Annotated in this window: 29 protein-coding genes and 1 riboswitch; of the genes, 12 read left to right on the top strand and 17 right to left on the bottom strand. The window is 68.4% G+C overall.

The window, feature by feature from the left end; all coding sequences use genetic code 11:
• Positions 1-60: 60 nt before the first annotated feature.
• A riboswitch (TPP riboswitch) is annotated at positions 61-170 on the bottom strand.
• A 61-nt stretch (positions 171-231) separates the two neighbouring features.
• A complete protein-coding gene (locus ACFLIT_RS13170; RefSeq protein ID WP_479911706.1) occupies positions 232-1,083 on the bottom strand; it encodes a hypothetical protein in 852 nt (283 codons plus the stop codon).
• 111 nt (positions 1,084-1,194) lie between these two features.
• Positions 1,195-2,286 carry a hypothetical protein gene (locus tag ACFLIT_RS13165; protein ID WP_479911705.1) on the bottom strand — a complete coding sequence of 364 codons (1,092 nt, stop codon included), beginning with the start codon at positions 2,284-2,286 and terminating at the stop codon, positions 1,195-1,197.
• Positions 2,287-2,542: 256 nt separating this feature from the next.
• On the opposite strand from ACFLIT_RS13165, the gene ACFLIT_RS13160 reads away from it, so the two are divergent.
• Together ACFLIT_RS13160 and ACFLIT_RS13155 are read left to right on the top strand one after the other, a co-directional pair.
• Positions 2,543-3,244 carry a class I SAM-dependent methyltransferase gene (locus ACFLIT_RS13160; protein WP_479911704.1) on the top strand — a complete coding sequence of 234 codons (702 nt, stop codon included), beginning with the start codon at positions 2,543-2,545 and terminating at the stop codon, positions 3,242-3,244.
• A gap of 85 nt (positions 3,245-3,329) precedes the next feature.
• The gene (locus ACFLIT_RS13155) at positions 3,330-3,662 is read left to right on the top strand and encodes a hypothetical protein (protein ID WP_479911703.1); all 333 of its coding nucleotides are present in this window, start codon (positions 3,330-3,332) and stop codon (positions 3,660-3,662) included.
• Positions 3,663-3,844: 182 nt separating this feature from the next.
• Here the strand turns inward: ACFLIT_RS13155 and ACFLIT_RS13150 are convergent, their stop codons facing one another.
• From ACFLIT_RS13150 to ACFLIT_RS13140, 3 genes are all read right to left on the bottom strand, one after another.
• The gene (locus ACFLIT_RS13150) at positions 3,845-5,068 is read right to left on the bottom strand and encodes a Yip1 family protein (RefSeq protein WP_479911702.1); all 1,224 of its coding nucleotides are present in this window, start codon (positions 5,066-5,068) and stop codon (positions 3,845-3,847) included.
• A 150-nt stretch (positions 5,069-5,218) separates the two neighbouring features.
• On the bottom strand, positions 5,219-5,989 hold the full coding sequence (locus tag ACFLIT_RS13145) for a class I SAM-dependent methyltransferase (RefSeq protein ID WP_479911701.1): 771 nt from the start codon (positions 5,987-5,989) through the stop codon (positions 5,219-5,221).
• A 47-nt stretch (positions 5,990-6,036) separates the two neighbouring features.
• Positions 6,037-6,885, bottom strand: a complete 849-nt coding sequence (locus ACFLIT_RS13140) for a WecB/TagA/CpsF family glycosyltransferase (RefSeq protein ID WP_479911700.1) — start codon at positions 6,883-6,885, stop codon at positions 6,037-6,039.
• A gap of 101 nt (positions 6,886-6,986) precedes the next feature.
• Between ACFLIT_RS13140 and ACFLIT_RS13135 the strand changes: the two genes are divergently transcribed.
• Positions 6,987-8,015: an acyltransferase family protein gene (locus tag ACFLIT_RS13135; RefSeq protein WP_479911699.1), complete on the top strand. Its 1,029-nt coding sequence runs from the start codon at positions 6,987-6,989 to the stop codon at positions 8,013-8,015.
• On the opposite strand, the gene ACFLIT_RS13130 is transcribed toward ACFLIT_RS13135, so the two are convergent.
• Entirely contained in the window at positions 8,012-8,683 is a 672-nt protein-coding gene (locus tag ACFLIT_RS13130) for a Crp/Fnr family transcriptional regulator (RefSeq protein WP_479911698.1), read from the bottom strand. The two genes, ACFLIT_RS13135 and ACFLIT_RS13130, sit on opposite strands and share 4 nt — an antisense overlap.
• Positions 8,684-8,991: 308 nt before the next feature.
• On the opposite strand from ACFLIT_RS13130, the gene ACFLIT_RS13125 reads away from it, so the two are divergent.
• The 6 genes from ACFLIT_RS13125 to ACFLIT_RS13100 all read left to right on the top strand — a co-directional run bounded on the left by ACFLIT_RS13125 (position 8,992) and on the right by ACFLIT_RS13100 (position 12,308).
• Entirely contained in the window at positions 8,992-9,393 is a 402-nt protein-coding gene (locus ACFLIT_RS13125; RefSeq protein ID WP_479911697.1) for a hypothetical protein, read from the top strand.
• Positions 9,394-9,406: 13 nt separating this feature from the next.
• Positions 9,407-10,252 carry a KPN_02809 family neutral zinc metallopeptidase gene (ypfJ, locus tag ACFLIT_RS13120; RefSeq protein ID WP_479911696.1) on the top strand — a complete coding sequence of 282 codons (846 nt, stop codon included), beginning with the start codon at positions 9,407-9,409 and terminating at the stop codon, positions 10,250-10,252.
• Positions 10,253-10,333: 81 nt separating this feature from the next.
• Positions 10,334-10,570 carry a BolA/IbaG family iron-sulfur metabolism protein gene (locus ACFLIT_RS13115; protein WP_479911695.1) on the top strand — a complete coding sequence of 79 codons (237 nt, stop codon included), beginning with the start codon at positions 10,334-10,336 and terminating at the stop codon, positions 10,568-10,570.
• Positions 10,571-10,572: 2 nt separating this feature from the next.
• Positions 10,573-11,454 (top strand): aldo-keto reductase family protein, encoded by an 882-nt coding sequence (locus ACFLIT_RS13110; RefSeq protein ID WP_479911694.1) that lies wholly within the window; start codon positions 10,573-10,575, stop codon positions 11,452-11,454.
• A 60-nt stretch (positions 11,455-11,514) separates the two neighbouring features.
• The gene (grxD, locus tag ACFLIT_RS13105; RefSeq protein WP_479911693.1) at positions 11,515-11,859 is read left to right on the top strand and encodes a Grx4 family monothiol glutaredoxin; all 345 of its coding nucleotides are present in this window, start codon (positions 11,515-11,517) and stop codon (positions 11,857-11,859) included.
• Positions 11,859-12,308, top strand: coding sequence for an acyl-CoA thioesterase (locus ACFLIT_RS13100; RefSeq protein WP_479911692.1), 450 nt, complete (start codon positions 11,859-11,861; stop codon positions 12,306-12,308). Before grxD ends, ACFLIT_RS13100 begins: the two co-directional genes overlap by 1 nt.
• Here ACFLIT_RS13100 and ACFLIT_RS13095 read toward each other — a convergent pair.
• The gene (locus ACFLIT_RS13095) at positions 12,277-12,660 is read right to left on the bottom strand and encodes a hypothetical protein (RefSeq protein ID WP_479911691.1); all 384 of its coding nucleotides are present in this window, start codon (positions 12,658-12,660) and stop codon (positions 12,277-12,279) included. The two genes, ACFLIT_RS13100 and ACFLIT_RS13095, sit on opposite strands and share 32 nt — an antisense overlap.
• A 120-nt stretch (positions 12,661-12,780) precedes the next feature.
• Between ACFLIT_RS13095 and ACFLIT_RS13090 the strand changes: the two genes are divergently transcribed.
• Positions 12,781-13,941: a serine hydrolase domain-containing protein gene (locus tag ACFLIT_RS13090; RefSeq protein WP_479911690.1), complete on the top strand. Its 1,161-nt coding sequence runs from the start codon at positions 12,781-12,783 to the stop codon at positions 13,939-13,941.
• 278 nt (positions 13,942-14,219) lie between these two features.
• Here the strand turns inward: ACFLIT_RS13090 and ACFLIT_RS13085 are convergent, their stop codons facing one another.
• The 3 genes from ACFLIT_RS13085 to rpsD form a co-directional block, all read right to left on the bottom strand.
• Positions 14,220-15,386, bottom strand: coding sequence for a serine hydrolase domain-containing protein (locus ACFLIT_RS13085; RefSeq protein ID WP_479911689.1), 1,167 nt, complete (start codon positions 15,384-15,386; stop codon positions 14,220-14,222).
• 345 nt (positions 15,387-15,731) lie between these two features.
• Positions 15,732-16,052: a TFIIB-type zinc ribbon-containing protein gene (locus ACFLIT_RS13080; protein WP_479911688.1), complete on the bottom strand. Its 321-nt coding sequence runs from the start codon at positions 16,050-16,052 to the stop codon at positions 15,732-15,734.
• Between the two features lie 155 nt (positions 16,053-16,207).
• Entirely contained in the window at positions 16,208-16,825 is a 618-nt protein-coding gene (rpsD, locus tag ACFLIT_RS13075; protein WP_479911687.1) for a 30S ribosomal protein S4, read from the bottom strand.
• 170 nt (positions 16,826-16,995) lie between these two features.
• Here rpsD and ACFLIT_RS13070 point away from each other — a divergent pair, with 170 nt between their 5' ends.
• Positions 16,996-17,346 carry an MmcQ/YjbR family DNA-binding protein gene (locus ACFLIT_RS13070; RefSeq protein WP_479911686.1) on the top strand — a complete coding sequence of 117 codons (351 nt, stop codon included), beginning with the start codon at positions 16,996-16,998 and terminating at the stop codon, positions 17,344-17,346.
• A gap of 10 nt (positions 17,347-17,356) precedes the next feature.
• On the opposite strand, the gene ACFLIT_RS13065 is transcribed toward ACFLIT_RS13070, so the two are convergent.
• From ACFLIT_RS13065 to ACFLIT_RS13035, 7 genes are all read right to left on the bottom strand, one after another.
• A complete protein-coding gene (locus tag ACFLIT_RS13065; protein ID WP_479911685.1) occupies positions 17,357-19,342 on the bottom strand; it encodes a M13 family metallopeptidase in 1,986 nt (661 codons plus the stop codon).
• Positions 19,343-19,381: 39 nt separating this feature from the next.
• Entirely contained in the window at positions 19,382-19,981 is a 600-nt protein-coding gene (locus ACFLIT_RS13060; protein ID WP_479911684.1) for a hypothetical protein, read from the bottom strand.
• A 23-nt stretch (positions 19,982-20,004) separates the two neighbouring features.
• Positions 20,005-20,313, bottom strand: coding sequence for a PadR family transcriptional regulator (locus tag ACFLIT_RS13055; protein WP_479911683.1), 309 nt, complete (start codon positions 20,311-20,313; stop codon positions 20,005-20,007).
• 87 nt (positions 20,314-20,400) lie between these two features.
• Positions 20,401-21,000, bottom strand: coding sequence for a YdeI/OmpD-associated family protein (locus ACFLIT_RS13050; protein ID WP_479911682.1), 600 nt, complete (start codon positions 20,998-21,000; stop codon positions 20,401-20,403).
• Entirely contained in the window at positions 21,000-21,833 is an 834-nt protein-coding gene (fghA, locus tag ACFLIT_RS13045) for an S-formylglutathione hydrolase (protein WP_479911681.1), read from the bottom strand. Before fghA ends, ACFLIT_RS13050 begins: the two co-directional genes overlap by 1 nt.
• 149 nt (positions 21,834-21,982) lie before the next feature.
• Positions 21,983-23,092, bottom strand: coding sequence for an S-(hydroxymethyl)glutathione dehydrogenase/class III alcohol dehydrogenase (locus ACFLIT_RS13040; protein WP_479911680.1), 1,110 nt, complete (start codon positions 23,090-23,092; stop codon positions 21,983-21,985).
• Entirely contained in the window at positions 23,089-23,877 is a 789-nt protein-coding gene (locus ACFLIT_RS13035; protein WP_479911679.1) for an RNA methyltransferase, read from the bottom strand. Before ACFLIT_RS13035 ends, ACFLIT_RS13040 begins: the two co-directional genes overlap by 4 nt.
• Positions 23,878-23,944: 67 nt before the next feature.
• On the opposite strand from ACFLIT_RS13035, the gene bla reads away from it, so the two are divergent.
• Complete coding sequence (bla, locus tag ACFLIT_RS13030) at positions 23,945-24,958, top strand: class A beta-lactamase (protein WP_479911678.1); 1,014 nt, start codon at positions 23,945-23,947, stop codon at positions 24,956-24,958.
• The last annotated feature ends 75 nt before the right edge of the window (positions 24,959-25,033 follow it).

Below are 25,033 nucleotides of genomic sequence, written 5' to 3'. Positions count from 1 at the left end.
CGGTCCCGCAGAAATGGCGGCCATGACGGACTCGGGGTTTTCGGGCGCGGAGCCATCGCGGGCGTTGCGCCGTTTCCTCCCTTCGCCGGCATGACCCGGATCAGGTTCGACGGGTCAGGGCGAGGAAGCCCAATCTCAGCGGCTGCACGGCCGCCCCCCGGGTAAACTGGCGACAGCCTACTCCGCGTCGCGCGTGGAAGCGAGCGGCGAATGACGCGCGGCGGCTCGGCTTCAGTCGAAACCGTGGGTGTAGTTGGTGGGCGGCCGTTGGGGCCGGCGCCCTCGGGGCGGCAGTTCGCCCGGTAGGCCGACGGGGTAGCCGGGGAGCGCGTCGGGGTCCGGCGGTGGGGTGTAAGACGCGGTTGGTGGAGCCGGACCGGCTTCTTCTCCTGCCCCGCTTGCGGGGAAGGTGGCGCGGCGCGCCAGCGCCGTGACGGAAGGGGCGCTTGGCGGCCTTGGCGGCGGTTGCGCCCCCTCCACCGGCTTCGCCGGTCCCCCTCCCCCGCACGCGGGTGAGGAGAAGAAAGGCGACGCCTTTGACAACCCCAAGTCCCGGCAGATCTGCTCGACCACCTCCTCGAACGGCCGGGCCAGGATGTCCCCGAGGTCCTCCACCTCCTTCAGGCGTTCGGTGGCTTCACGGATGCAGCGCTCGTGGGCCTCGCCGCCCTCGGCGTCCTTGTGGATTTCGTCGATGATGCCGGTGAGGGTGGCGGCGATGTCGTCCTTGCGGGCGCGAAGGCGCGGGTCTTCCTTAGCGACGGTCGCCGCCGCAGGCGTGGCGAGGCCCGCTTCATAGTCCTCGATCCGGCCGACGCCGCGCAGCTTGTCGATCACCTCGACCTGCAGGGCGCAGGTCAGGCGCACGGCGCGCGAGACGCGGCTGAAGGCCAGGGTGACGGTGACGGGATCGACCGGCTCGGCCTCGGGTTCGGCGGCCTGCTCCACCGCGCGGCGAAGGCCCCGAGCGATGTCCATACCGATATCCGCCAACTCCGATAGAAGATCGAGCTGCCGCTCCAGCACCGGCCGCGCGAAGTCGGCGGCGGGCGTCTCGTCAGGGCTGGTGGGCGGCGGGGTCACACATCTAGTGAAGCAGGCGCCGCCGTCAGATACGGACGCAGGGATGGTCGGCTAAGGGTGGAAAGCGGAGCTCCAGTCGCCTCCCACTCAGACATAATCTTTGGGTTAAGGCTAGCGCCCGGCCGCCACGGCGGCGCACTGCGCCCTGAAGTCGTCACTCATCAACCGGCCATCCAATGTTTTCACGTCGCCGAAGCGCGCGGCGCGCATCGCCACATAGTCGGGATCTGAACAGAGCGAGGCTGAAAGCTTCGCGAACGTGATCTCGGACGTAGGGCCTAGGTAGATCAACGCGTCGAACTGATCTTGCATGAGGCCGGGCGGCCCTTCCAGCTCAGTCCGTATACCGTTGAAGATGATCACTCCTGAGCCCATGGGCTCATAGAAGGGGAACGGCGCCAACCCTAAGGGCGTGCCTTTGATCATCGTAAAGCTAGGTTTCGGCCAAGTGGCGACGTTGGGTTGAAGAGTGGCCAAGTCCGCGCCAGTCCGAGGGGCGTGCGTCCAGACTGAAAACACCCGAACACCAGCCTTCTCCAAGTTCGCGACGATGGATTCGGGTGCGTGGAATCCAGGGGGGCCGAGCTTGCGAGTATCAGGCCGGCGAAAGAGATGGCCCTCGCCGTAGACGATGAGGACCTTGTGGCGTTTCTCTTGCACTTCTTTACGGACTAATCCGGCTGGAAAAGTATCCGTACGCACGGAGTCGCCGCGCTCCGCGAAATAGGGAACTTCACCCAGCAGAACCCGCACATGGCGCGCCTTCGGCAGTCTGCGATTGATATCGCGAATGGTCCGAAACTCATCGGCGTAGATTGGAACGTCGCACGAGGTGCCCAGAGCCATGGTCTCAAGCCAAGCCTTGCGGAGCTCCTTTTCAGGAATGTCCTCGCCGTCGATATAACGGTCCATCATCGCCTGATATCGACTGTTGCCGCACTCTACGACGACTGTGTTCACAGTCGTTGGGAAGCGAGGGTCGCGAAAGAGTTTCTGACGAAAGGCCGCGCCCTGCTCGTTGTTGTGAGTGCCTTCGCCGAGGGCCACCACGTCGTGGGTCGCAAAGGCGTTCAAGATTCCCGCGATAGGGTCGATGGGGCGGGCAGGACCCGCGATCTCCAACTGCGCTCTCACCGGCCCTGCGGGGACGGGATCAGGTACCGTTTGCGCAACCGCTGCCAACGGGACGGCGGTCACGACCATCAGGAACAGATTTCTGAAACTGCTCTTCAGCCCCCTGGTCGAGGTTCGAGAAGCGCGGTCACCCGCCGCCATACAACTGACCGACATATACGCCCCGAACTTCCTTGAACTTAACCGTCAAGATAGACTGCGGAACTCACTAGCCCAATATGGCTAAAAGCAGACCGTCCCAACCTCCGGCTCGGGTCGGTAGCAAGCTTTCTCGACGCCCGATAAGGCGGGTGACGCGCGCGATGCGCGCCGTTATGTTATAACAATGACAAAGCCGAAACCCGCCGCGCCGCCCATCGTCTTCAACCAGGAGATGGCGGACGCCTACGATCGTCGGAACAGCGCGCTCGCGCCCGTTTCCGACAGTCTGCACTTCCTGCTGGGGTTGGCGCTGGCGGACCTGCCCGCCGAGGCGCGCGTGTTGTGCGTCGGGGTGGGGACCGGGGCGGAGATCCTGTCCTTGGCCAAGGCCTATCCGGGATGGTCGTTCGTCGGCGTCGATCCATCCGACGAAATGCTGGCCGTCGGGCGGCGCCGGCTCGAACAGGCCGGCGTGCTGCATCGTTGCGAACTCCTTCAGGGCTATGTCCACGATGCTCCGCGCGACGGCTTTGACGCCGCGGTCAGCCTGCTGGTGGCGCACTTCATCAAGCGCGAGGAGCGGCCCGCCTTCTACTCGGCCATTCACGGTCGCCTGAAGCCGGGAGGCCGCTTCGCCAGCGCCGAGATCAGCGGCGACCTGGATGCGCCGGAGTTCCCCGAAATGCTGGAAGACTGGAAGCGGATCCAAACGCTCATGGGCGCGACGCCGGAGTCGCTGGCGAAGCTGGGCGACATGATGCGCGATGTGCTGGGCGTGCTGCCCCCGGCGGAGACGGAGGCCTTGTGGGAGGCCGCCGGATTCCGCAAACCGGTCCCGTTCTTCCAGGCGTTCATGATCCGGGGCTGGCACGCCGTGAGACCCTGACCGCCGCCGCGCGCCAATGACGCTCCCCCGGCGTTGTTACAGCGGGACGGCGGCGCGGGCGCCGGGCGGAGGCAGGATCGCGAGCATGGCCGAGCGGGAAGCCGAAGGGATCGACCTCTATATCCAGCACCTCGAGGCGAAGGCCGCCGGGGATCGGGCGGCCGCCGAGCGGTTGCTGAAGGCCGCCGTGGCGCTGGGCGAGCCGATGGCGTTGCACGCCGCGGCGTTCGAGGAGCCGCGCGTCGAGGTGGCCGTCTCGCTCTATGCGGCGGCGGCCGAGGCCGGGTTCGCCGCCTCGGCCTGGAACCTCTATCTCCATTATGGCGACCTGGGCGATCGCGAAGCCGCCGCGCGCTGGCTGGAGCGCGCGGCTGAGCTGGGCGATGAGGATGCCGTGAAGCTGGTTGGACGAAGCTAGGCTCCCTTCCCTCGAAGGGGGACCGCGAAGCGAGGCGAAGCCAACGGTCGGGGACGGGGGTGTTGGCAGGGCTCATCCAGGCAAATTCAACAGGCAGCGCCTTGAACGCCTAGGACCGACACGCGGTGCGATCACCCCCACCCCTGCCCCTCCCCCTTCGAGGGAGAGGGGGAAGCAGCGCGCTAGTGCGCCAGGCCTTCCAGCCGGGCGAAGTTGACCGAGGTCACCGCGCCCTTGAGGTCGTCCATGCTGGCGCCGTCGCCGTCGGCGGCGACCATGAAGCGTTCGGCGACCATCACCGAGTAGTTGCCGGTCTTGGACGAGTTGTCCCATTCCTCGGTGGTCATGCGCCCGCCGACCTTGCCGAGCTTCTGGTAGCCCTCGGGGGTGGTCTTGCTGGACTGCACGCCGAAGGCGCCGGCCATGGCCGCGAGGCCGGCGGCGCCGCCCATGTCGGTCACCTTCAGGGTGATGTGCTGGTCGCCGCGAGCGTACCGCCCCTCGGCCTCGGCCATCGACAGGCCGGCCGCGCCGCTGGTGGAGCTGGAGACCTCGCCGCGCGCATAGCCCGCGACGCTGCCGGGCAGCAGGGTTTGCAGCACATCGCCGCCGACCGGCGTGACGGCGCCGGACGCGGCGGCGCCCGAAGCCTGGGCCTGGGCCATCTGCTGGGCCGAGGCTTCCATCTGCTTGGAGGCCGCCTGCAGCTTGTCGAGATCGACCGAGCCCATGCCCGGCACGCTGACCTTGCCGCCGACCGTTCCGGCCGACCCGACATTGAACGCCGAGCCGCCGCCGAGGATGGCGAGGCCGCCGAGCGCGCCGATGACGGCGCTGACGACGATGCTGAGCACGACGGCGACGATGATGGCGACCACGGTGTAGCCGAGCGCCTTGGCCTCCGGCGCCTTCATCAGCACGGGCAGGCCGAGATAGAGCAGGTAGAGGCTGTAGAGGCCGCCGATCACCGCGAGGATGCTGAGGGCCGGCAGCAGGGTGAACACCCCGGCCACCCAGCTGGCCGTGCTGGCGTAGATGGCGACCTTGAAGGCCTGCAGCTTGTTCTTGGTCCCGTCGAAGCTGGGGGCCAGGGCGTCGATGACCAGGGCCAGGACGAAGATCATCGCCAGATTCAGGACGTAGCTGACCACGGCGCTGGCGATGCCGCCGATAAGGGGCGGCCGATAGACGACGCCGAACAGGCCGTGGCCGAACAACTGGCCGCCGATCAGGCCGCAGACCACGGGAATGGCCGCCAGGATGCAGGCGTAGCCGACGTAGAGGCCCTTGATCGTCGCCGGCTCGGCGTCGATCACCGGCCATTCGGCCTTGGGCTTGATAAGGATGTTCTTGACCCGGGCGACTAGCGCCTGACGCTCCGGTGAATCCCCACTGACAACGCTCATGACACGCCCTCCCATAAGGTTCGGGTGGATGAGGGGGTCAGATAGCGCTGGAGTCCAGAGGGAAGGTTGGTCGCGCTCATTCGGCGACACCCAGTGAACACCCTCACCCCCTGCCCCTCTCCCTTCGAGGGAGAGGGGTCACGAGCTTTGTTACCCCTTCGGCTTCACGAAGACGAACAGCGAGCGGTCGGTGCCGCCGCGCAGGGTGGGTTCGAAGACGCGCTTGGACTTGTCGTCGGCCGGATTGGCGAACAGGGCGCTGTTGACGGCGAGTTGGAAGCCGGCGGCGCGCATCTCCTCGACGATGGTCGCGGTGTCCATGCGGTGGATGGTGGTGGAGTCGCGCCAGCCGGAGCCAGGCTCGGCGCGGTGGTCGACGACCAGCACCCGGCCGCCGGGCTTGAGGGCCGCGAAGACCTTGGCGTTGAGCTTGGCCGGGTCGACATTCTTGCCCTTGAGGTCGTGGTAGTACATGTCGAACACCGCCATATCGACGCCTTTCGGCAGGGCGATTTCGTCAAATTTTCCAACGGCATGTTCGGAATTCTTGTGGGCGTCGGCGAAGGCCTTGCCGGCCTCCTCGGTGCGCTGCTGCATGTAGGGCAGGTCGTACATCCAGACGTGGCCGCGCGGCCCGACGATGCCGGAAATCAGGGTGGTGTCGTAGAAGCCGAAGCTGCCGAACTCCATCACCTTGTCGCCGGGCTTGAGGCCGGCGAGCGTGAACACCTCGGCCGGCTTGCGCCCGCCGTCGCGCGCCTTCATGGCGTCGGTGCGGTCCGGGCTGTCGACGGCCTTCCGGATGTAGTCGGGGATCGGCGGCGCGCCGACCGCCGGGGTCGTATTAGCCGGGCTCTGGGCGACGGCGGAGACGGCGAGCGCGGCGAACGCCACGGCGCAGGCGATAAGACGAATCTGCATGGAGACCTCCCGAGTCGGCGGGAGCCTAGCCCAATCGCGGCCAGGGGCTAGGACCGCGGCGAGGCGAAGCGGCGGCGCAGGTCGGCGAAGGCCGAAGGGAGGAGGAACCAGGGCTCGATGCAGTAGCGCTGGAACAGACGGCGCGGATCGTGAACCAGGCGGTAGAGCCATTCGATGCCCGCCTGCCCCATCCAGCGCGGGGCGGCGGTCTGGACGCCGGCCTCATAGTCGAAGGCGGCGCCGACCGAGAAGATCACGCAGGACGGCAGCGTCTCGACGTTGTCGGCGATCCAGATTTCCTGCCGGGGCATGCCCATGCCGACGAACAGCACCTGAGGATCGAAGGCCCGGATCTGGTCGACAGCCCCGGCGTTCCCGGCCGAGCCCGGCGCCGCGTCGAAGAAGCCGTCGCGCACATCCAGCGCCAGGTCGGGGTAGCGGGCGCGCAGCCGCTCGGCCGCCGTCTCCGCCACGCCCGGGGCGCCGCCGAGATAGAAGACGCGCCAGCCGTTCGCGCACGCCAAGTCCCAGAAGGCGTCGCGCCAGTCGAGATAGGTGCAGCGATGGAACGGCCGGCTCTGGCGGCCGATCAGCCGCGCCCAGTGGATCAGCGGCGTCGAGTCGACCTCGATGAGGTCGGCCTTGCGGAAGAATTCGGCCAGGCGCGGTTCGCGGCGGCCCAGATAGAGGCTGTGGAGGTTGTGGTTGGCGACGATGGCCCGTTTGCCGGCGGCGATCTGCTGGGTGGTGAACCACAGCACCTCCTCCGGGCGCACGAGGTCGACCTGCGCGCCGAGCACCTCGACCCGCTCCTCCGGACGGCGCTGGCGGCGAAAGCGCACGGGCGCGCCCGCCGAGGCGGAGCCGTCCTGCTGTCGCCACAAGGGCAGGTTCATTGCGTCACCATCGCTGCGCCGTTCCGGCGTCGACCGGGCGACCGTAGGTGGAGGCGGTTAAGCCTTCGCTAGAGCCGCGTCACACGGCTATGAAGCCCTAGATGACGGCCACGCCTCGACTCCACTCGATACAACTGCTGCGTGCAGTCGCCGTGCTCGGCGTGGTGACGTTTCACGCCTTCCAGTGGGAATGGATGGATTTCGAGGTCGGGGCGGCCGGGGTCGACCTGTTCTTCATCATCAGCGGCTTCATCATCTGGACGGTGACGGCCGGGCGGGACGTGAACCCGCTCGCATTCCTGCGGCGACGGGCCGCGCGTGTCGTACCGCTCTATTGGCTGGCGACCCTCGTCGCCATGGCCGTGGTGACCGTGCTGCCCGGCGCCATCGCCCACATCGAGACCGAGCCGGTGCACGTGGTCCTGTCGCTGCTGATGCTGCCGCACCTCGACGCGCGGGGGTATCCGTTCCCGGTGCTCGATGTCGGCTGGACGCTGGTCTACGAGGCGTTCTTCTACCTGGTGTTCGCCTTCGCCCTGGTGATGGAGGAGGCCGAGCGGGTGTGGCTGATCACCATCGCGATGATCGGCACGGTGATGCTCGGCGTCTCCGTGCCGCCGCTCTATCTGCTGGGGGCCAATCTGCTGGTGCTGGAGTTCGCCGCCGGGGTCTGGCTGGCGCGCGCCTGGCAGACGAAGCGCCTGCCGAACCTGTGGGTCTCGCTGCTGCTGCTGGCGCTCGGCTTCGGCGCCATCGGCGCGCAGCACCTGATGCACTTCAAGTCCGACCTGTGGCGGGCGTTTTTCTGGGGCCTGCCGGCCCTGGCCATCGCCGCGGGCGCCCTGGGGGTGGAGGCGGCCGGCCGCCTGCCCCGCTGGCGCTGGCTGGAGGCGCTGGGCGACGCTTCCTACTCGATCTACCTGACCCACACCCTGGTGGCGCCGCTGGTGGCCTGGCGGATCGGCTTCCAGAAGCCGCTGCTGCTGATCCCGCTGGTGATCGTGCTCGGCGTCGGCTCGGGCCTGGCGGTCCGGCGCTGGATCGAGGTTCCGCTGCTGCGCCTGTTCGGCGCCCTGCCGAAAAAACTTCCGCTCTCCCCGGCGAAGGCCGGGATGAGCGGAGTGGGCTAGCTGAACGCGCCCGGCAGCAGTCGCTCGTAGAGCCGACGCACGGCGCCGTAGCACTCGCAGCTCATCGCCTCGAGGCCCTGGCGGTCGAGGATATCGACCACGCCGCGACGGTAGCGGATCAGCCCCTTGGCCTGCAGGGCGCCGGCGACGGCGGTCACCGTGGTGCGCTGGACGCCCAGCATGTCGGCCAGGAATTCCTGCGTCAGGCCGACCGTGTCGTCGTCGATACGGTCGTGGCAGGTCAGCAGCCAGCGACAGAAGCGGGCCTCCACTGAGTGCAGGGCGTTGCAGGCCACCGACTGGGCGGCGTGGCCGAACAGCGCGTCGCCGTGGCGGTCGGCGAGGCGGCGCAGGGTGGCGCTGCGCTGGCAGGCGTCGTGGAAGGCGTTGGCGCCGATGCGCGAGGCCGAGCCCGCGACCTGGACGATGGCGCGCGACAGCGCCTCGCGCGGAGCAAAGGCGGTCATCAACCCCAGTGCGCCTTCACGACCGATGGTGGCGGATTCGATGGCCGCGCCGTTTTCCATCAGGGTCATCAGAGAAATGACGCAGTTATGGGGGAAGTAGACGGTCTCGACCGAATCGCCGGGGTCATAGAGCAGCCGCCCCTTCTCCAGCTCGACGGGGTTGAGCGACGACGAAATCAGCGCATAGTCTTCAGACGACATGGCGGCGAGAAGACTGTTCTTCAATGGAGTAAACGGCCCTGTCATGCGGAATCGAACGCCGCTCGGCGTCGTGTGTTGCAAGCTATAGGGCGTGGGGCGAACGGCGCCGTCGAGTAGCCGACACAAAACAGTCTTGGTCTCGACAAAAACAGAAATCACCTTCGAGGGTGCGGAGGCCTGCCTCGGGGGAACGCGGCGCGCCAACAGCATTTCGTGGCCTGCAAACTGTTCTCACGAAGTCGAAACACATGGAAAAACAAGGGGAGAGCCGCGAGGCGCCACACATCGAGGCAACGCGAAGCGGCGCCATGCGTTTCGCGCCCATGGCGCGCGCGCTTTTCATCGTCACCTCGGCCCTGGCCTGCGCCGTGAGCGTCGCGCGGGCCCAGACGCCCGATCTGGACGCCGTACAGGCGGAGACGCCTTCCGCGACGCCGCAACTCGCCGAAGGCGTCGCGCGCGAGACCCTGGCCGCGCTCGACCGACTGCGCGCCGAGGGGCCGGCGGATCTGGCGCTTCCGTCGCGCATCGCGACCACCCCGCCCCAGCCCGATCCTTTCACCATCGCGCCAAGCGACAATCTGGCCGATCAAGCGTTGTCCGCCCTGGCGGAGCAGCAGGCCGCCGACGACGAACGCATTCTGCAGTTGCAGCAGGAGGCCCTGGCGCGCAGCAATGCCCGTATCCGCGCCGTGCAGTCGGCGAACTGAGAAGGAACAGCCGATGAAATGGGAGGGGGGCCGCCGGGGCGGCAACATCGAGGACCGCCGGGGCCTCGGCCCCGTGGGCGTCGGCGGCATCGGCGCGGGCGGGATCATCCTGGCGCTGGTCGGCTATTTCGTCTTCGGCATCGATCCGAGCACCACCCTCGGCGTCGTGCAGGGCCAGCAGGGCCAGGCCGAGCAGCAGGAAGGCGCGCGCGGGACGCCGCAGGACCAGGCCGCCCAGTTCGTGGACGTGATCGAGCAATCGACGACGGAGGTCTGGACGCCGCTGTTCCGCAGCTCGGGCCAGAACTACCACCGCCCGGCGGCGGCCGTGGTCTACGACCAGTCGACCGGCACGGGCTGCGGCCTGGGGCAATCGGCCATGGGGCCGTTCTACTGTCCGAACGACGAGAAGGTGTATCTCGACCTCTCGTTCTGGAACGACCTGGAGAGCCGCTTCGGGGCGAAGGGCGAGTTCGCGCGCGCCTATGTGATCGCCCATGAGGTGGGCCACCACGTGCAGAAGCTGACCGGCCAGATGGAAAGGGTCGGCGGCGACCGGCAGGGCGCCAACAGCGGCTCGGTGAGGCTCGAACTGCAGGCCGACTGCTACGCCGGCGTCTGGGCCGCCCATGCGGGCGAAACCTCCGGCGGCGGCATCGTCATCAACCAGGCCGACATCCAAGACGGCCTGGGCGCGGCGGCGGCGGTGGGCGACGACGCCATCCAGAGCAAGGGCCAGGGCCGCGTCGTGCCCGACAGCTTCACCCACGGCACCAGCGCCCAGCGGATGAAGTGGTTCACCCGCGGCTACGAGCGGGGCGATCCGGCGGTGTGCGACACCTTCTCGGGCGCCATCTGAAGTCGGCGCCGGGCGACGCGCTAAGCCTGATCTTAAGCATTGTGCGTAATCCTCGACGCAACAGCCTGTCCGGAGCCTGCCTTGCCCCTCGCCGCCACCGACCTGGAAGCCCGCCTGCGCGCCGCCTTCCCGGACGCTGACATCGCGATCACCGACCTGGCGGGCGATGGCGACCACTACAAGGCGCGCATCGTCTCGGAGGCCTTCCGCGGCCTGCCGCGCGTGCGCCAGCACCAGCTCGTCAACCGCGCCCTGGCCGATGTGCTGGGCGGCGTGTTGCACGCCCTGGCCCTCGAAACCGCAGCCCCGGACAGCTGAGCATGCGCTATCGCAGCTTCGGCCGCTCCGAGCGGGCGGTCTCGACCGTGACGCTCACCCTCAAGGACACGCCCGGCAAGGCCCGCGCCGCCGACTGGCGCGGGGTGGTTTTCGCCGGGCTCGAGAGCGGCATCAACGCCTTCGAGCTATCGCCGGACGCCAGCCCCGCCATCATGGCCGGCCTCGCCGAGGCCTTGCAGAGCGTCGAGAGCGGCCTCTGCTTCGTCACCCTGCGCTGCTCGGTCGCCGCGGAAGACCTCGCCCGCCAGCAGGTGCTGCGCAAGGCGGCGGAGGTCGCCGAACTTGTCGGCGTCGAGTTGCTCGACTGCCTGATGCTGGAGGGGCCCGGCCTGGAGTCGATGGGCGAGCTGGAGGTGCAGGGGATTCAGGAGCTGCGGGCCATCGCGCGGCATGTCGGCGTGGCGCATTGCTCGCGCGTCGAACGCCTGGCCTATCGCGGCGCGATCGACGCCGTCGCCGTGGACTACAACCTCACCTCGCCGGTGACGCACCGCAACCTGATCCGCCAGCTAAGCGGTTCGGGCATGGCCATCGTCGTCGAAGACGCCTGCCCGGAGGTGGTGCTGAAGGCGCTGCCGCCGCCCCCGCAAAAGCGCGGTTTCTTCAGCAAGCCGGTCTACGCCCCGACCGGCAGCTACGACTTCATGCACGACACGCCCGGCTGGACCGCCGAGCAGATCTGCGTCGGCTATGTGCTGACCGAGCCTGGCGTCTCGACCATCCGCTTCGCCAGCGCCAACGCCGCCCGCATCGCCGCGGCGGCCAGCGCCGCCGACCGCGACGTGCCCGGCGGGCTCAGCGCCCAGGTGGAAATGGCGCGTTTCGGGACCTCGCCGCCCAGCGAGAGCCGCCGCCGGGCCTGAGGCGGCTTGACCCGCGGCGGTCGGGCGCCTAGCTCATGGGTCCGATCTGAGGACCGTTCCATGACCGACGTCGCCGCGACCAGCGAAGTTCACGACTTCATCGCCAACACCGTGGCCGAAAACCCGGTGGTGCTGTTCATGAAAGGCGTGCCGGAACAGCCGCGCTGCGGCTTCTCGGCAGTGTGCGTGCAGATCCTCGACCACCTTGGCGTCGATTTCGTCGGCGTCGACGTGCTGCAGAGCGACGACCTGCGCCAGGGCGTGAAGAGCTACACCGACTGGCCGACCATCCCGCAGCTGTACGTCCAGGGCGAGTTCCTGGGCGGCTCGGACATCGTCCGCGAGATGTTCACCACCGGCGAGCTGAAGAGCCTGCTGGCCGAGAAGGGCCTGCTGGCGGCGTAATGAAGCCGCTCGAGGCGCCGCCCGGAGCCTTCACCCTCGCCTGCGTTCCGACGCCGGGCGACATCGACGAGAACGGCCACGTGAACAACGTGGTCTATCTGCGCTGGGCGCAGGACATCGCCATCGCCCACTGGCGGTCGCGCACGCCGCCCGAGGAAGCCGCCAACCAGGCGTGGGTGGTGCTGCGCCACGAGGTCGACTACCGCCGCCCGCTGATGCTGAACGAGACCGCGACCGCCCGCACCTGGGTGGGCGAGGCCTCCGGCCCCCGCTTCATCCGCCATGTGCGCATCGACGGCCCGGACGGGGCGATGTGCGCCCAGACGGTCTCGACCTGGTGCCTGCTCGACCCGGCGACCCGGCGGCCGACGCGCATACCCGCCTGGATGGTCGAGCTGTTCGCCGCCGACCGGGCGGCTATGGACCGGGCTGAGCCGTCAGCGGATTGAGCAGCACGAAGTCGCCGTTCGGCGACAGGCCGAGTTCGCTCCAGGCGAAGGTCAGATCCGCGTGGGCGGCCGCGAAGCTTCGGCAGACGTCGAGCCGGCGTCGGGCGAAGGCCAGGGTCGGGGTCAGGCCTTTCCGCTCCACATAGAAGACGAAGTCCTCCTTGCGGGTGCAGCCGTTCGAGGCGGCGCGAATGACCAGGCCGTCGCGGCCAGCGGTGACCGAATAGAGGGCTTCCAGGCCGGCGGGCTCCACCGGGGCGGAGGCGGGCGAAGCCCTCGGCGGGAGGGGCTGGGACGCGCAGCCGGCCAGGGCCAGGGCGCCGGCGCAGAACAGAAAGCCGCGGCGGTTCATGCCGCCACTCCGCCACAAGGTGACGCATTGGGAAAGACGCTCCATTCCCCTTTCCCCCTGGATGGGGAAGGGATCATGAAGGGATTGCAGGCGCTGGACCCTGTCTTACTGTCCCGCTCCATGACCCTCTTCCGTCTCACCGCCTTCGCCGCGACGCTGCTGATGGCGGCGCCCGCCCTGGCCGCGCCCTCCCCCGGCGCGATCGACGCGCGTGTCGCCGAGGCCATGGCCAAGAGCGGCGCCAAGGGTCTGGCCGTGGCGGTGATCGAGGACGGCCAGCCGGTGTTTGTGCGCGCCTATGGCCAGCGCAACGCCAAAGGCGAGCCGCTGACCGACCGGACGGTGATGTACGGCGCGTCGCTGACCAAGACGGTGGTCGCCTATACGGTGATGCAGTTGGTCGACGAAAAGAAGCTCGACCTCGACAAGCCGGTCGCCGCGATGCTGCCGCAGCCGCTGCCCAGCTACGCCAGCGAGGAGGACATCGACCGCTATTCCCGCTGGGGCGACCTGGCCTCGGACGAGCGCTGGCGCGCGATCACGCCGCGCATGACGCTGACCCACAGCACGGGCTTCCCCAACTTCTGGTGGGACGAGCCGGACCAGAAGCTGCGCATCCACTTCCAGCCGGGCGAGCGGTACGCCTATTCCGGCACCGGCATGATGCTGCTGCAATTCGGCATCGAGCGCGGGCTCGGGCTCGACCTGCGGGCGGAGATGCAGCGCCGGGTGTTCGACCGCTTCGGCATGGCCGACACCGACGTGATGTGGCGGCCGGCCTTCGCCGCCAACCTGGCCGATGGCTGGGACGACAAGGGCGCGCCGCATCCGCACGACGAACGCAGCAAGACCCGCGCGGCCGGCTCGATGGACACCACCATCGCCGACATGGCCCGCTTCGCCGCCGGCCTGGTGCGCGGCGATGGGCTGAGCCCCGCTTCCCGCGCCGAGATGGTCAAGCGCCAGCTGGCGATCAACACCCCGACCCAGTTCCCCTCGTTCAGCCCCGAGGCGCCGCCCGCCGAGCGGCGGGCCGATCTGGCCGCCGGGCTGGGCGTGGTGGTGTTCGACGGGCCGCAGGGCCACGGCTTCTACAAGGGCGGCCACGACGACATCACCGGCAACACGATGGTGTGCGTCGAGCGCGGGCGACGGTGCGTAGTGCTGCTGGCGAACGACGTGCGGGCGGAACCGGCCTATCCGGGGCTGGTGCGGTTTCTGATCGGGGAGACGGGCGCGCCTTGGACGTGGGAGTATGGACCGAAGGCGGCGGGGTGGTGAGGAGGCTTACTCCGCACTGAGTGTTGTTACGGGGCCGGAGAAAGTGGACACGACGCCGACAGGCAAACCACTGCGTCATCCTGAGCGTCCGCGAGCGGACAGTCGAAGCTTGTCCTGAGCGACGCCGCAGGCGGCGTCGAAGGGGACGCACGGCCTGACCGATGCCTGCTCTATCCAAGACTTTACCAGTTCGAAGCCGATGCGCCCTGCGTCCTTCGACTGGCGCTGCGCGCCGCTCAGGATGACGAAGACCCTTACGGCCGCCATTGGTCTCCGCCCTACTCGTCCAGCCGCATCCGGTCGGTGAACGGGAGGCCGTAGAGGCTGTCGAAGAACTCGTATTCCAGGCGCGCGGGCTGGAAGGTGTTGGCGTTCCACAGCATCACGATGCCGCTCTTGTCGATGGGATCGAACAGGATGAGCGACACATAGCCGTCGACGGATCCGCGATGGCCGACCAGGTGATGACCGTCGAAGGTGAAGTTGCGCCAGCCCAGGCCATAGGCGTCGTCGGTGGGATCGCCCGGCGCGCGGCGGCCGCGCGGCGGGGTCAGCACCCGGCTCTGGTGCAGGGTCTCCAGGGCGGCGGGCGACAGCACCTGGGGCGCCTCGCCCATCTGGGCCAGCATCCAGCGATTGAGGTCGCGGATCGAGCTGTTCACGCCGCCGGCGGCCGGTACGCGGTAGTAGGGCTCCTGCACGGTGGTCGGCGTCTTGCGGTAGCGGTGGGGCCGCGCCCAGCTGGCCGAGGCCTGCAGCCCGGCCCGGCCGATGGTGGCGCTGGTCATGCCGAGCGGCGCGAACAGGCGCTGGCGGGCGGCGTCGGCGTAGGGCTGGCCGGACACGTGCTCGACGATCTCGCTGGCGGTGTCGAAGGCGACGTTCTGGTAGGCGTGGCAGGTCCCCGGCGGGCAGGCCTGGGGGATTCCGCCCATGAGGGCGCGCAGGTTTTTCGGATCTTCTCCGGCCTCCAGCCGGTCGTCCCAGGCGTTGTGGGGCAGGCCGAGGCGGTGGGACAGGACGTCGGCGACGGTGACGCGGGTGGCGTCGCCGGGCAGGGTCAGGGTGGTGCTGAACGAGCGCAGGGGCGCGTCGAGAGACATCCGCCCTTCCTCCGTCAGCTTCACGATCAGGGCGGAGGCGACGGCCTTGGAGAGCGAGGCCCAGCGGAAGACCGTGTCGGGCGTCACCGGATCGGTCGAGCCCGCCAGGGTGACGCCGTAGCCCTTGATGAATCGCGTCTTGCCCCGCTCCACCGTGGCGACGGCCAGGCCCACCATGTCCGGCTCAAGCATCAGCCGGCCGATCCGCGCATCGAACCGCGCGTAATCGACGCGAGACGGCTCGACAGGCACAGGCGCCGATGTCGCAATCACGCGCTGCGGCGGGTTGGCGTGGCGCCACGCGGCCCCACCGGCGAGCGCGGCGACGACCGCGAGAAACATGATCGCCAGGACGCGCCATCTGCGGCGAAGCCAGGCTGCGGTGACGGCCATCGTTAAGCGGATACCCCTCGTGGACGGATGAACGCGGCGTTTCCGCACCGGTCCGATTCCGGAGAGGCAGTCAGGTATCACGGCGCCGGAATTGTGGTGTTTCCATTTTCGCTCCCTCCCCCCTGGATGGGGGACCGCGAAGCGAGGCGAAGCCAACGGTCGGGGAAGGGAGCGAGCGCAGGGCTGGCCCGGACAGGCTCAAAAAGGGCAGCGCCCCTAGCGAATGGGCCGTTCCTCAGTGCGAACACCCCCACCCCTGCCCCTCCCCCTTCGAGGGAGAGGGGTTCGATTAGGTCAGTCGAAGATATCGAACAGGTCGAAGCCGCCCTTTTTCCTGGAGCGGCCGTGCTGGTCGTAGCGCTCGTCGTAGCGCTTGCGGTCGTCGTCGTAGCGCTTGGCGTTTTCGAACCGCGCCTGCGCCTCGCGCGCGGCGTCCTGCCGCCAGGGCTGGGCGACCGGGCGGTCGGTGTTGTCGGCGCTGATCGCCATCAGCTTTTCAAGCTCGCCGCGATCGAGCCAGACGCCCCGGCAGGTGGGGCACATGTCGAACTCGACCCCGCCGCGCTGGAGGATCTGCATCGGGGCGTTGTCGTTGGGGCACATCAGCAGGGGCATGGGCGTCTCTTCATCGTCGTGGACGCCTGAAATCTGCAATCGCCGGCGGCGCTTTCAAGGCGCATGGCGCGACAAATCATTGCCAAGCTTGTGAAAAGCAAAAAGGCCCCGGATTTCTCCGGGGCCTTCGCGAGATCCGAGGATCGAAACGCGTCTTACGAGGCGTAGTATTCGACCACGAGGTTCGGTTCCATCTTCACCGCGTACGGCACTTCGGCCAGTTCCGGGGCGCGGACGAAGGTGGCCGAGAGGCCCTTGCCGTCCATCTGGATGTAGTCCGGGACGTCGCGTTCGGCCGACTGGATGGCTTCGAGCACCAGGGCCATGTTGCGGCTGCGCTCACGCACGGCGACCACGTCGCCGGCCTTCACGCGGTACGAGGCGATGTTCACGCGCTTGCCGTTCACGGTCACGTGGCCGTGGTTCACGAACTGGCGGGCGGCGAACACGGTCGGCACGAACTTGGCGCGGTAGACCACCGCGTCCAGACGGCTTTCCAGCAGGGCGATCAGGCTCTCGGCCGTGTTGCCCTTGCGGCGCGCGGCTTCCTCGTAGGTGCGCGAGAACTGCTTCTCGGTCAGGTTGCCGTAGTAGCCCTTCAGCTTCTGCTTGGCGCGCAGCTGCAGGCCGAAGTCCGACACCTTGCTCTTGCGGCGCTGGCCGTGCTGGCCCGGGCCGTAGGAACGCTGGTTGACCGGGGACTTGGGACGGCCCCACAGGTTCTCACCCATGCGGCGGTCGATCTTGTACTTGGCGCTATGGCGCTTGGACATAAGTCACTCTCATATTCGATCCAGCCCGGCCTCCCCGTCAGTGGGAAGGCGATCTCAACGGCGGCGTCCGGATCACCCGTCATGCACTCCAGCGCCCCCGAGCGAGCCCGGCGACGTGGAAGGCGCGGTGTATGATAGGCTCGCGCCTGAAAGTCAACCGGAGCAGCCCCTTGAGCCCCGCCGACGCCCTGCGCGAGTTCGGACTGACCTATCCCGGCGCCGAGCTGAAGAGCCCCTGGCCGGAGCATCTGGACCTGGCGGTGAAGGGCAAGACCTTCGCCTTCCTCAGCGGACCGGGCCAGCCGTTCTCGATCACCTGCAAGCTGCCGTTCACCGGGCCGGAAGCGCTGGAGCGGCCGTGGGCGGAGAAGACCGGCTATGGCCTGGGCAAGAGCGGCTGGGTGAGCGCCAAGCCGGCCGACGGCGACATCGATCTTCCCCTGTTCAAGGATTGGATCGACGAGAGCTATCGCGCGGTGGCGCCGAAGAGCCTGCTGAAGCAGTTGATCGCGCGGGGATAGGCGGCGGCCGCTACCAGACGCGGCACTGCCGGCCTGCAGGCCTGGTCATCGGCGAGCCGGCATCGCAGCCGAACGCCTCGGCGAAGGCCGGGAGGTTGGCGAGGGCCGCGTTGACGCGGAACTCCGCCGGGCCGTGACCGTCGCTCGCCGCGCTGCTGCGCCGATATGCTTCCGTTTCGGCCATGCAGTAGCTCTGGGCGTAGGCGTAGAAGAAGCGCGTCGCCGGGGTCGTTCCCGATGCGTCGGCGCGCGAAATCTTCGCCCCCAAGCGCTGGGCGAGCGCGGCGTAGGCCAGGCGCACGCCGCCGAAGTCGGCCATGTTCTCGTAGACCTGGCGTGAGGGATCGACCGGCAGCCCCTCCTCCGCGCCGAAGGCGGCGGCTTCCTGGATCAGGCATTGGTCCGCTTTATCCGCCGCGGCGATGTCGACGGCGCTCCAGAGATCGGCGAGGCGCCCGTCCCGGTCGAACTCGTAGGTCTGGGCGACATGGACCAGTTCGTGGCCGAACATGGCGCCGAAGGTCCCGTAAAGCACCTCGAGTGGGGCCTGACCGTCGAACCTCGGCGGCAGCAGATAGGCAGCAGTGACCAGCAGGGAGTTGGTGAAGGCGTCCGGGTAGCCGTTGGGCAGGGCCAGGCGCGCGGCGGCCATCCCCTCCCCAACCCAGGGGTCGACCTTGAACTCCCAGTCGCGCCGCGAGCGCTGTTCGTGGGCGCGCCGCCATTCGCGGGTCTGCTCAAACCGGCGCGCCGCCAGCACCGTCTCAAGGAAGGCGTTCGACCCGATCTCGAAGGTTCCGGTCGCCGGCCAACGATCTGGATAGCCGATCTTCAAATCCGTGGCCGCCAGTTTGTCGGCGGTCGCGCGACTGCCGGATGGGCTGAGCCATGGCGTCTGCACCACGAACTTCACCGCCGCCGCGCGAATGCTCTCCGCGAGGGTTTGGGCCGAGTTGCGTTTTTCGCGCGTCAAAGCCCGGCGCGACAGCTCGCGTGAGAATTCAACGCCGAGGGCGCGGACGGTGGCGTCGCGGCAGCGCTGGACGGGATCGAGGCTGGGCCGCGCGGGGGGCGGCGCGGCGCTGAAAACGGCGTCGAAGCGGCGGGGCAGCTCGCCGCGCAGGGAGAAGAGGAATGTCCAGCGCAGATAGGCCTTCAGGACGGCAACATCGGCCGTCGCCAGTTCGGCGTCCATGGCGCGCAGATAGGCCGGCGATGTGACGTTTATCGTCTGGCCGGGATCGATCCCAACGGCCGCGAAGTAGCCGGTCCAGTCGAAAGCGGGGGCCAGCGCCGCCGCTTCGCGCGCGGTCATCGGATTCTGGCTGCGCTTGAAGTCGTAACGCGGTGTCGCCGCCCTGTTGAGGCGGACGACCATATCCGACACCGCCTGCGCCTCACCGGCCTGGGTGGGTGCGCCGACAGCGGCGAACGCCTGCTCGATGGCCGCGCGGTCGGCCCATAGGCGCGTGTTGTGCAGCTCGCCGCGATAGCGGGTGACGTTATTGAGGTCTGCACGGCCACCGTAGGTGATGAAAGGGTCGACGCCGATGGCGGCCAAATCGCGCATCAGCGGCGCGAGGTCGCGCCGGGTTTCGACCTCGGCGATCCGCTGCATCCACTGCTGGATCAGCGCCATGTCGGCGGCGTCCGCCCCCGAGGTCGAGGCCGCGCAGGCTTGGTAGAAGGCCGCCAGGCGGCGGACATCGACGTCGGCGGCCGGTCCGGGTTGGAAGATGCCACCCAGCGTCTGCTGCAGGTTGGCCTCGAAGCGGCGGTCGGCGAGGCTGACGTAGGGCGTTCGCTCGTCCACCGGCGTGCCGGCGATGAAGCCGCCGCAGGCGTGGCGATAGAAGTTGCGACACATGGGGACGCCGGGATCGATGGCGGTGGCGTCGATCCCGCGCCCAAGCATGGGCGCGGCCGCCCGGGCGGCGCCGCACGTCACCAGGGAAAGGCATAGGGCAAGGCCCAGGGCGGCTTGGCGCGCCTGCATCGGTCGTCTCCCAAGGATGTGAGCGTGGTTCGGCGCCGATCAGGGCGCGGGAACGGACCGTCGTCGATCCAGCCGGGCCAGCAGCATCGCGGCGCCGATCATCAACAGAGCCAGGAGGGTCTGCGCGTACCAGAACACCGGGCCGTAGCCGTGCATGGCGGCGAGCCCGCCCCGCAACGAAACGAACAGGGTGGTGATGACGGCCGCCGTGGAGAAGACAGCGAAGGCCCGCGGGCGCCACCACGCCAGGAAAACGGCCGCGCCGAGATGGCTGAGACCCATGGCGAACATGAACAGCATGACCCAAGGCCGCCACGCGAGGCGAGATGCGGCGGCTTCGAGATATCCAAACTTGATGAGCTCATCGCGGTAAGCGTCCGGCTGGCCGAAGAACACCATGGCCGCGCCGTTCTTGGCCATAGCGAGATGGTACAGCGCATAAACCAAGGTCAGCGCCGCGACGGCCAGACGCCCAGCGATCACCAACACCGGCAGGCCGCGTTCCAACGAGGCGGTCATCAGGGCGCCGGTCGCCCAGTTCAGGGCTTCGCCATCATTCTCGATTTCGTCCAACTCTCGCGCCATAGCCTGCGCCCAGACCCGCCTGTCGCGCGGCATGATCCGGGCGACCGCGCTCATCAGGGTCTTTGCGAATTCGCGCCTCAAGCCAGAACCTCCCGCGCCGCCGACAGCGTGACGGCGGCCTCGGCCGCTTGTGCCTTGGCCAGGGTTAGACCGCTCGCGCTGAGGCGGTAGACGTGGCGCGCCGGTCGCCCGACGCGCAGCGGCTCGCGCCACTCGGCCTCTAGTAGCCCCTGTTCCGAGAGGCGCATGAGGATGGGATAGAGGGTCCCCGATTTCAGCCCCGTGAGCTTCGACAGATCATAGCCATGCCGCCAGACCTGGGGCTGGTCGAGCAGGGCCGCCAGCAGTCGGCGGGTCTGTGGAGAGATGTTTAGCGAGCGAGCCACGATCAAAACTCTACATATATAGCCGCAGAGAGCAAGCGACATATGTAGAGTTTTATGACCAAGCCGGACCGCAGGCTCGAGGTCGCCCTACCGGGCCTTCTGCGGGTGGATCGTCTCGCCGCGTTCGAGCATGGCGACGAAGGTCTCGATCTTCTTCCTGCGGCCGGCCTCGGTCTTCATGTTGTGAGTGCGGAAGGCCAGGGCGAAGCGGTTCTGCGCGGTCAGGGTCGGCAGGAAGGCCCGGGCTTTGGGGCTGGCGTCGATGGCGGCCTGCAGATCGTCGGGAATCTTGAAATCCTTGCCGCCGCCGTAGGCCCGGTCCCAGCGCCCGTCGGCCTTGGCGGCCTCGACCTCGCGAAGGCCGTGGGGCGTCATCCGCCCCTCCGCGATCAGGCGGGCGACGTTGTCGATATTGATCCGGCTCCAGATGCTTTTGCGGCCGCGCGGGGTGTAGCGCTGGAGGAAGCTGTTCTCGTCGAAGCTCTTGCGCACGGCGTCGATCCAGCCCCAGCAGAGCACCACGTCGATGGCCTGCTTCGGATCGATCGACGTCAGGCCCGAGCCCTTCTTGTGGATCTTGATCCAGACCTCCGGCTCGCGGGCATGGTGCTCGCCCAGCCATTTGTAGAAGGCCTCGGCGTCCTCGAACTCGCGGACGCGGTCGGGATTCACCTCGATGGACGCCACTAAAGCCGCCCCGCATGCCAGGCGATGTGGTCGCCGATGAAGGTGGCGATGAAGAAGTAGCTGTGGTCGTAGCCGGGCTGGCGGCGGACGGTGACCTTGGCGCCGGCGTCGGCGGCGGCCTGCTCGATCAGTTCGGGCTTCAGCTGGCTTTCGAGGAAGCTGTCGTCGAGGCCCTGGTCGATCAGGATGTCGTCGAAGGTCACGTCATCGCCGGCGCGGATCAGGGCGCAGGCGTCGTGGTCGGCCCAGCGGCGGTGGTCCTGGCCGAAGTAGGCGGTGAAGGCCTTCTCGCCCCAGGGGCAGTGCATCGGCGAGACGATGGGCGCGAAGGCCGAGACCGAGCGGAACAGGCTGGGATGCCGCAGCGCGAGGGTCAGGGCGCCATGGCCGCCCATCGAGTGGCCGAAGACGCCGAGCCGGGCGTCGTCGAGCGGAGCGACTTCCTTCGCCGCCGCGATCAGGTCGCGGGTGACGTAGGTCTCCATCTGGAAATGGGCCGCCCAGGGCTCTTCCGTGGCGTCGACGTAGAAGCCGGCGCCCTGGCCGAGATCGTAGGCCTCGTCGTTGGCGACCCCCTCCCCTCGCGGGCTGGTGTCGGGTGCGACGATGGCCAGGCGGTGTTTCGCGGCGTGCTCGTAGGCGCCGGCCTTGGTGGTGAAGTTGTCCTCGGTGCAGGTGAGGCCAGAGAGCCAGATCAGCCAGGGGAACGGGCCTTCGCCATCGGGCGTCCAGATGGAGAAGCGCATGGGCGTGCCGGTGGCGGCGCTGTCGTGCTGGCAGTAGCGCAGCGTGCCGCCGTGGGTGCGATGAGTGGCTCTCACCTCAACAGACATGGCGCTCCTCATTCGGTTCATCCCGACGAAAGTCGGGACCCAGGTTTGTTATCGAAGGGCGCTGCGTCTCAAGCACGACCAATCGGTTAGGCCTCGAGCATCAGAAAAAGCCTGGGTCCCGACTTTCGTCGGGATGAACCAAGTGAAATCTAGAACACCACCACGGAGCGAATGCTTTCGCCTGCATGCATCAGGTCGAAGGCCTTGTTGATGTCTTCCAGCGGCAGGACGTGGGTGATCATCGGGTCGATCTCGATCTTGCCGTCCATGTACCAGTCGACGATCTTCGGCACGTCGGTGCGGCCGCGGGCGCCGCCGAAGGCGCTGCCTTTCCAGACGCGGCCGGTGACCAACTGGAACGGGCGGGTGGCGATCTCCTTGCCGGCCTCGGCCACGCCGATGATGATGCTCTGGCCCCAGCCGCGATGGCAGGCTTCCAGCGCCGTGCGCATGACGTTGGTGTTGCCCGTGCAGTCGAAGGTGTAGTCGGCGCCGCCGTCGGTGAGGGCCACCAGGTGCTGCACGAGGTCGCCCTCGACCTTCGAAGGGTTCACGAAGTGGGTCATGCCGAAGCGGCGGCCCCATTCTTCCTTGCCGTCGTTGATGTCGACGCCGACGATCTTGTCGGCCCCGACCATCTTCAGGCCCTGGATGACGTTGAGGCCGATGCCGCCGAGGCCGAAGACGATGGCGTTGGCGCCGGGCTCGACCTGGGCGGTGTTGGTCACCGCGCCGACGCCGGTGGTGACGCCGCAGCCGATGTAGCAGGCCTTATCGAAGGGGGCGTCCGGGCGAATCTTGGCCAGGGCGATCTCGGGCAGGACCGTGTAGTTCGAGAAGGTGGAGCAGCCCATGTAGTGGGCGATCGACTGGCCCTTGTAGGAGAAGCGGCTCGTGCCGTCGGGCATCAGGCCCTTGCCCTGAGTGGCGCGGATCGAGGTGCAGAGGTTGGTCTTGCGCGACAGGCAGCTTTTGCACTGGCGGCATTCGGGCGTGTAGAGCGGGATCACGTGATCGCCCGGCTTCAGGGTGGTGACGCCCGGCCCGACCTCGACCACCACGCCCGCGCCCTCGTGGCCGAGGATCGAGGGGAAGATGCCTTCCGAATCCAGACCGTCGAGGGTGTAGGCGTCGGTGTGGCAGATGCCCGTGGCCTTGATCTCGACCAGCACCTCGAAGGCCTTGGGCCCCTCCAGGTCGACCTCGACGATCTCCAGCGGCTTCTTGGCCTCGAAGGCGACGGCGGCGCGGGTCTTCATTCGGCGGATTCCTTGTTGGAGGCGGCCTTGGCGGCCAGCTTGTTGAGCACCTGGCCACGGCCTTTCGACAGGGCGGTGACGACGCCCCGCAGGGTGCGCACCTCCTGGTCGGTGAGGCGCGAGCGGGCGAGCAGGACGCGGAGGTTGCGGATCATCGACGGCCGCTTTTCCGGCGGGTGGAAGAAGCCGGCGTCGTCGAGCTGGCCTTCCAGGTGTTCGTAAAGCCCGAGCAGGGCCGACTGGTCGGCCGGCGGCAGCATGTTCTGGGCGAAGGCCTCGCGCGGGGCGGCGTTGACCGTCATCCGCCATTCGTAGGCGTTGAGGGCCACGGCCTGGGCGAGGTTCAGCGAGCGGAAGCGCTCATCGACCGGGATGGTGACGATGGCCTGGCACAGCGCGATGTCGGCCGTCTCCAACCCCGCGCGTTCGCCGCCGAACAGCAGGCCGACAGACTGGCCCTCGGCGACGGCCTCGCTGGCGGCGGCGGCGGCCTCGCGCGGGGTGATCACCGGCAGTTGGGTTTCGCGCGGGCGGGCGGTGGTGGCGTAGACCAGTTTCAGATCAGCGACGGCCTCGGCGACGCTGTCGAACACCCTGGCGTTGTCGAGCGGCCAGTCGGCCCCCGAGGCGCTGGCCCACGCCCGATCCTGCGGCCAGCCGTCGCGCGGGGTGACGAGGCGCAGGTCATGGAGGCCGAAGTTCGCCATCACGCGGGCCACGGCGCCGATGTTTTCGGCAAGCTGCGGCGAGGACAGGATCACGCAGGGCGGAGCGGCGTTGGACATGGCGATGGGTTAGACCACGATGCGCGCCGGGGACAACCCGCCTAGTAGGTGACGGCAGGAGGTCGGAATGCTGCGACGGACGGTATTGGGCGCGCCCCTGGCCCTGCTGGCGGCATGCGGACGCGAGAGCAAGCTCAGCCGCGGCGAAGGCCACGACCTCGATGTCGAGCGCCTGCGCCGCGAGATTCCCGAGATCGCCCGGCGCTGCGAGCCCGGGGTGCTGGGCGTGGCCATCGGTGCGTCGCGCGGGGGCGATGTCTACAGCTTCAACGCCACCCGCTCGTTTCCCATGGGCAGCGTGTTCAAGGCGATGCTGGGCGCGGCGGTGCTGTCCGAAGCCGAGCGCGGGCGGCTTTCGCTGTCCGAGACCGTGGAGGTGCGCGACATCGACCTCTCACCCGGCCACAGCCCGGTGGCCGACGCCTGGCCGGGAACGACGCGCTACAGCCTGGACGACCTGCTGGTTCGCGCGGTGAGCGACAGCGACAACACCGCCGCCGACATCCTGCTGAAGCGGATCGGCGGTCCCGGCGTGCTGACGGCCTGGCTGGAGGCCAAGGGCAGCGAGGGGCTGCGGGTCGACCGCTACGAGCGCGAATTGCAGCCGGAGAGCGTGGGCCTCGCATCCTTCCGGGCCGCCTGGAAGGGCGAGGCCTTCGTTCAGGCGATGACCGGCGTGCCGGACGCGCGCAAGCGGGAGGCGGCCGACGCCTTCCTGATCGATCCGCGCGACACCGCCACGCCGTCCGGGATGATGGACTGGCTCGACGGCCTGGCCGGCGGCCTGCTGCTTTCCCCCGCCGCCACCGACCGCCTGCTGAAGCTGATGACCGACACGCCGCGCGCGCCGGGTAGGCTGGCGGCGGCGACGCCCGCGGGCGCGCGGTTGGCGCACAAGCCGGGCACGGGCTGGACGGTGCTGGGCCGCAACCTCGCGACCAACGACGTCGGGGTCTACACCCTGAAGGACGGCCGCCAACTGACCGTCGTCGCCTTCCTCAGCGGCGCGACCCTGGACGAGGCGGGTCGGGACAAGGCGATCGCCGACATCGGCCGCGCGGCCGTCGCCGCCCTGCGTTGAATCGCTAGAGCCTTTAGGGCCAGATGGAAAATCTGGCCCGTTGAAAAAGGCTCTACCTTCTAATGCTTAGAGCGC

The sequence above is a fragment of the Caulobacter sp. HJHS_5 genome (assembly GCF_056683955.1).
This window is presented reverse-complemented; position numbering and strand designations above follow the sequence as displayed.

Coding starts and splice junctions, on each gene's coding strand:
- ACFLIT_RS13165 (WP_479911705.1), bottom strand. CDS start 2,286: ATGGTCGTGACCGCCGTCCCGTTGGCAGCGGTTGCGCAAACGGTACCT.
- ACFLIT_RS13160 (WP_479911704.1), top strand. CDS start 2,543: ATGACAAAGCCGAAACCCGCCGCGCCGCCCATCGTCTTCAACCAGGAG.
- ACFLIT_RS13155 (WP_479911703.1), top strand. CDS start 3,330: ATGGCCGAGCGGGAAGCCGAAGGGATCGACCTCTATATCCAGCACCTC.
- ACFLIT_RS13150 (WP_479911702.1), bottom strand. CDS start 5,068: ATGAGCGTTGTCAGTGGGGATTCACCGGAGCGTCAGGCGCTAGTCGCC.
- ACFLIT_RS13145 (WP_479911701.1), bottom strand. CDS start 5,989: ATGCAGATTCGTCTTATCGCCTGCGCCGTGGCGTTCGCCGCGCTCGCC.
- ACFLIT_RS13140 (WP_479911700.1), bottom strand. CDS start 6,885: ATGAACCTGCCCTTGTGGCGACAGCAGGACGGCTCCGCCTCGGCGGGC.
- ACFLIT_RS13135 (WP_479911699.1), top strand. CDS start 6,987: ATGACGGCCACGCCTCGACTCCACTCGATACAACTGCTGCGTGCAGTC.
- ACFLIT_RS13130 (WP_479911698.1), bottom strand. CDS start 8,683: ATGTCGTCTGAAGACTATGCGCTGATTTCGTCGTCGCTCAACCCCGTC.
- ACFLIT_RS13125 (WP_479911697.1), top strand. CDS start 8,992: ATGCGTTTCGCGCCCATGGCGCGCGCGCTTTTCATCGTCACCTCGGCC.
- ypfJ (WP_479911696.1), top strand. CDS start 9,407: ATGAAATGGGAGGGGGGCCGCCGGGGCGGCAACATCGAGGACCGCCGG.
- ACFLIT_RS13110 (WP_479911694.1), top strand. CDS start 10,573: ATGCGCTATCGCAGCTTCGGCCGCTCCGAGCGGGCGGTCTCGACCGTG.
- grxD (WP_479911693.1), top strand. CDS start 11,515: ATGACCGACGTCGCCGCGACCAGCGAAGTTCACGACTTCATCGCCAAC.
- ACFLIT_RS13100 (WP_479911692.1), top strand. CDS start 11,859: ATGAAGCCGCTCGAGGCGCCGCCCGGAGCCTTCACCCTCGCCTGCGTT.
- ACFLIT_RS13095 (WP_479911691.1), bottom strand. CDS start 12,660: ATGAACCGCCGCGGCTTTCTGTTCTGCGCCGGCGCCCTGGCCCTGGCC.
- ACFLIT_RS13090 (WP_479911690.1), top strand. CDS start 12,781: ATGACCCTCTTCCGTCTCACCGCCTTCGCCGCGACGCTGCTGATGGCG.
- ACFLIT_RS13085 (WP_479911689.1), bottom strand. CDS start 15,386: ATGTTTCTCGCGGTCGTCGCCGCGCTCGCCGGTGGGGCCGCGTGGCGC.
- ACFLIT_RS13080 (WP_479911688.1), bottom strand. CDS start 16,052: ATGCCCCTGCTGATGTGCCCCAACGACAACGCCCCGATGCAGATCCTC.
- rpsD (WP_479911687.1), bottom strand. CDS start 16,825: ATGTCCAAGCGCCATAGCGCCAAGTACAAGATCGACCGCCGCATGGGT.
- ACFLIT_RS13065 (WP_479911685.1), bottom strand. CDS start 19,342: ATGCAGGCGCGCCAAGCCGCCCTGGGCCTTGCCCTATGCCTTTCCCTG.
- ACFLIT_RS13060 (WP_479911684.1), bottom strand. CDS start 19,981: ATGAGCGCGGTCGCCCGGATCATGCCGCGCGACAGGCGGGTCTGGGCG.
- fghA (WP_479911681.1), bottom strand. CDS start 21,833: ATGTCTGTTGAGGTGAGAGCCACTCATCGCACCCACGGCGGCACGCTG.
- ACFLIT_RS13040 (WP_479911680.1), bottom strand. CDS start 23,092: ATGAAGACCCGCGCCGCCGTCGCCTTCGAGGCCAAGAAGCCGCTGGAG.
- ACFLIT_RS13035 (WP_479911679.1), bottom strand. CDS start 23,877: ATGTCCAACGCCGCTCCGCCCTGCGTGATCCTGTCCTCGCCGCAGCTT.
- bla (WP_479911678.1), top strand. CDS start 23,945: ATGCTGCGACGGACGGTATTGGGCGCGCCCCTGGCCCTGCTGGCGGCA.